The sequence below is a fragment of the Staphylococcus agnetis genome, assembly GCF_002901865.1.
GTDB lineage: Bacteria > Bacillota > Bacilli > Staphylococcales > Staphylococcaceae > Staphylococcus > Staphylococcus agnetis.
Genome location: NZ_PPQF01000110.1, coordinates 1 through 3,942 on the forward strand (window position 1 = coordinate 1; position 3,942 = coordinate 3,942).

A 3,942-nucleotide genomic window follows, 5' to 3' on the forward strand; every position below is an offset into this window, starting at 1 on the left:
AAGTAGAATTCAAATGAAAAAACACCACAAAATCTTTTGAAGTGATTTTTGTGGTGTTTTTCTTGGAAGCTGAAACCCTATGTCCCAGCCCCTTTTTTTATCTTGTCGTTTTCACAGTTTATCAACGTATGGCATACGTAATTTTGATATAATGTGCGTAATTATTGTATGTAAAGAAAGGAGCGATGAAATGTCTGTATATATAAGTACATTAACAGAAAATGACTGTGAACCTTCGCTTGAAATGATTCAAGACGCGGACGCTAATGCTTATGAACGTATACAACAATTACGATTGGCCCCTGAGTATCATTATGAACTTGAAGTAATCGCGAAGGATGAAGCGGGTGATATTATCGGTCATGCCTTATGTACACCGATACACATCAAAAGCGAACAAGAGGAGTATCATGCGTTAATGTTAGCTTCTCTATCTGTAAAAACTTCATATCGACAGATGGGATTAGGGAAAGCGCTCGTTCGTGCGTTAGAGGAACGTGCACAAGCGCTAGAATATACAACGATGATTGTCGTCGGTCAACAAGCATATTTTGAGCCGTTAGGATATGAACTGGCCTCCCAACATGGCATTACGCATGCAAATCATGCGTTACAAACGCAAACATTCGTAAAATTTTTATGGGATACGCTTGAAAGTCCACCCCATGGAGAAATTGCGTATGTTTCATCCGATTTTGATTGAGTATACACATACAATTTAAAGTAGACATGCTATAATGAGACTATTGTAAAAACGGAGGTGCCATAGTGAATTATCAAGCATTGTACCGAATGTTTAGACCACAAAGTTTTGAAGATGTTGTTGGTCAAACGCATGTCACAAAAACATTGAAAAATGCCATCGCTAAAGAGAAACAATCACATGCGTATATTTTTAGCGGGCCAAGGGGTACTGGTAAGACGAGTATCGCTAAAATATTCGCAAAAGCGATGAATTGTGAGACGCGTTCAGACGGTGAACCGTGTAATGAATGCGCGAGCTGTGTAAGTATCACACAAGGGACGAATTCAGACGTTATAGAAATCGATGCAGCGAGTAATAATGGTGTCGATGAGATTCGTAACATCCGTGATAAAGTTAAATACGCACCAAGTCAGTCTAAGTATAAAGTGTACATTATCGATGAGGTTCATATGCTGACAACAGGCGCATTTAACGCGCTATTAAAAACGTTAGAAGAACCACCAGCACACGCCATTTTTATTTTGGCAACGACTGAACCTCACAAAATACCCCCTACAATCATTTCGCGTGCACAGCGCTTTGATTTTAAAGCCATTAATACTGACAGCATTGTCGAACGCTTGCAATATGTTGCCGAATCACAAAGCATTGCTTATGATCAAGACGCATTAGCGTTTATTGCAAAAGTATCAGAAGGGGGCATGCGCGATGCGTTAAGTATTATGGACCAAGCTATTGCTTTTGGTGATGACCGTTTAACACTTAAAGACGCATTAGATGTGACGGGAAGTTTGGATGAATCAGACTTAAACGCACTATTTCAAGATGTGGTACAAGGTGATGTTCATGCCGCATTTGAACGGTATCACAGTTTTGTCAGTGAAGGTAAAGAAGTCAATCGCCTCATTAACGATATGATTTACTTCGTGCGCGATACGATTATGATTAAAACGACAGGTGAAACGCCAACGTTTGATGCGCTCGTTCAATACGACTTAGAAATTTTATATAAAATGATTGATATTATTAATGATACGCTCGTATCGATACGTTTCAGCGTCAATCAAAATGTGCATTTTGAAGTATTGCTTGTAAAGTTATCTGAAATGATTAAAGAAGTGGCACAAACGGGTGACGTTGTCGTCAATCATGCACCTTCTGAAAGTAATGATGCGATGGTCAGACGTATGGAAGCATTAGAATCTGAATTACGGACATTGAAATCTCAAGGGTTTACAGGTCAAAGTGCACCACCTAAGCCTAAACAAACGAAACGTCGTGGTGGGGGTTCTACCTATTCTGTGGAACAAATTGCAAAAGTATTGGATAAAGCGAATAAGGAAGATATTGCCCGTATTAAAGAGCGTTGGGCCGATGTTATTCAGTATGCAAAAGATCGTGACCAAAAAGCATTGGTGAGTTTATTACAAAATTCAGAACCTGTAGCGGCAAGTGAAGATAAAGTGCTTGTGAAATTTGAAGATGAAATTCATTGTGAAATTTTAAAAAGAGATAATGAAAAGAAAGAAAGTATTGAAAATGTCGTTCGTGACATTATTAATAAATCAGTCGAAGTTGTGGGTGTTCCAGCTGATAAATGGATGCAAGTACGAAGTGACTATATAGACCAGCGTAAACATGGCAAAACACAACAAACGACACCTCAACAACAAGATAATGTCGTTCAAAAAGCGAAAGACTTGTTTGGAGAAGATACCGTACATGTTATCGAAGACGAAACATGACAATCGTCTGAAAGGTATGTATAATTGTAAACGAATCTAAAGGGGTAACACCCCTCTATTATATGAAAGAAGAATTATTTTTAGGAGGAAGATGAATATGCGCGGTGGCGGAAATATGCAACAAATGATGAAGCAAATGCAAAAAATGCAAAAGAAAATGGCAGATGAACAAGAAAAATTAAAAGAAGAAAAAGTAGAAGGTACTGCTGGCGGCGGTATGGTGAAAGTCATCGTATCTGGTCATAAAGAAGTTGTAGATGTACAAATCAACGAAGAAGTTGTAGATCCTGAAGATGTAGAAATGTTACAAGACTTAGTGTTAGCTGCTACAAATGAAGCGATGTCTAAAGCGGATGATTTAACTGCAGAACGTTTAGGCAAGCATACTAAAGGTCTTAACATTCCTGGAATGATGTAAGATGCATTATCCAGCACCTATTTCTAAACTGATTGACAGTTTCATGAAATTGCCAGGCATTGGCCCGAAAACGGCGCAACGTCTGGCTTTTCATGTATTAGATATGAAAGAAGATGACGTCGTACAATTTGCCAAAGCACTTGTGGATGTTAAACGTGAACTGACTTATTGTAGTACGTGTGGACATATCACAGAACAAGACCCGTGCTATATTTGTGAAGACAAACAACGAGACCGTTCTATTATATGTGTGGTAGAAGATGATAAAGATGTCATCGCAATGGAAAAAATGAAGGAATACAAAGGGTTGTATCATGTATTACATGGTACCATTTCGCCGATGGATGGTATTGGGCCAGAAGATATTAACATCCCAGCGCTCATTGATCGCTTAAAAGACGAAGAAGTAGAAGAATTGATTTTAGCGATGAATCCAAACTTAGAAGGTGAATCTACATCGATGTATATTTCTAGGTTGGTAAAACCTTTAGGCATTCGTGTCACACGATTGGCACAAGGTCTTTCTGTAGGTGGCGACTTAGAATATGCGGATGAAGTCACTTTATCAAAAGCCATCTCTGGTAGGACTGAAATGTAGACAGACATCCACCTTGATACAAATAACTGATATCTTCCAAGCTTTAAGCGAAGATATCAGTTATTTTCTTGATTAAATGTTGTAAAACAGGCGTTTTGTTTTCAAAAAGCTGTATAGAGTGTAATTTTTAGCGTTGTGCATAATGATAAATGCCTGTATAGTTATATCTTGTTGAGCGGCACAAAAGTGATTGCGAAACACAACGAAAAAATTATTTTAAAAAGTTGTTGACTTGAGAATCGAAAGTGTGTATAATTAATTCTTGTCGAGTCGAAAGAAAACGACGCATGAACATTGAAAACTGAATGACAATATGTCAACGTTAATTCCAATAATTTTGAGTACGCAACGTACTTTCAAGAGTGATTGGCTTAACTAATCAACGAGCTATATCAAGCTTACTTCTTTTATGGAGAGTTTGATCCTGGCTCAGGATGAACGCTGGCGGCGTGCCTAATACATGCAAGTCGAGCGA

4 protein-coding genes and 1 rRNA gene are annotated in these 3,942 nt (G+C 38.3%); all 5 read left to right on the top strand.

Features of this window, described 5'->3' with window-relative positions:
* Nucleotides 1–190 precede the first annotated feature (190 nt).
* Nucleotides 191–703, top strand: coding sequence for a GNAT family N-acetyltransferase (locus tag CD172_RS11975; protein ID WP_103346475.1), 513 nt, complete (start codon nucleotides 191–193; stop codon nucleotides 701–703).
* A 65-nt stretch (nucleotides 704–768) separates the two neighbouring features.
* Nucleotides 769–2,451 carry a DNA polymerase III subunit gamma/tau gene (gene dnaX / locus CD172_RS11980; RefSeq protein ID WP_037564916.1) on the top strand — a complete coding sequence of 561 codons (1,683 nt, stop codon included), beginning with the start codon at nucleotides 769–771 and terminating at the stop codon, nucleotides 2,449–2,451.
* A 97-nt stretch (nucleotides 2,452–2,548) separates the two neighbouring features.
* Nucleotides 2,549–2,869 carry a YbaB/EbfC family nucleoid-associated protein gene (locus tag CD172_RS11985; protein WP_037564914.1) on the top strand — a complete coding sequence of 107 codons (321 nt, stop codon included), beginning with the start codon at nucleotides 2,549–2,551 and terminating at the stop codon, nucleotides 2,867–2,869.
* Nucleotide 2,870: 1 nt separating this feature from the next.
* On the top strand, nucleotides 2,871–3,467 hold the full coding sequence (gene recR / locus CD172_RS11990; protein WP_037564912.1) for a recombination mediator RecR: 597 nt from the start codon (nucleotides 2,871–2,873) through the stop codon (nucleotides 3,465–3,467).
* A gap of 406 nt (nucleotides 3,468–3,873) precedes the next feature.
* Nucleotides 3,874–3,942, top strand: a 16S ribosomal RNA gene (locus tag CD172_RS11995); the annotation flags it as partial.

Coding starts and splice junctions, on each gene's coding strand:
- CD172_RS11975 (WP_103346475.1), top strand. CDS start 191: ATGTCTGTATATATAAGTACATTAACAGAAAATGACTGTGAACCTTCG.
- recR (WP_037564912.1), top strand. CDS start 2,871: ATGCATTATCCAGCACCTATTTCTAAACTGATTGACAGTTTCATGAAA.
- CD172_RS11985 (WP_037564914.1), top strand. CDS start 2,549: ATGCGCGGTGGCGGAAATATGCAACAAATGATGAAGCAAATGCAAAAA.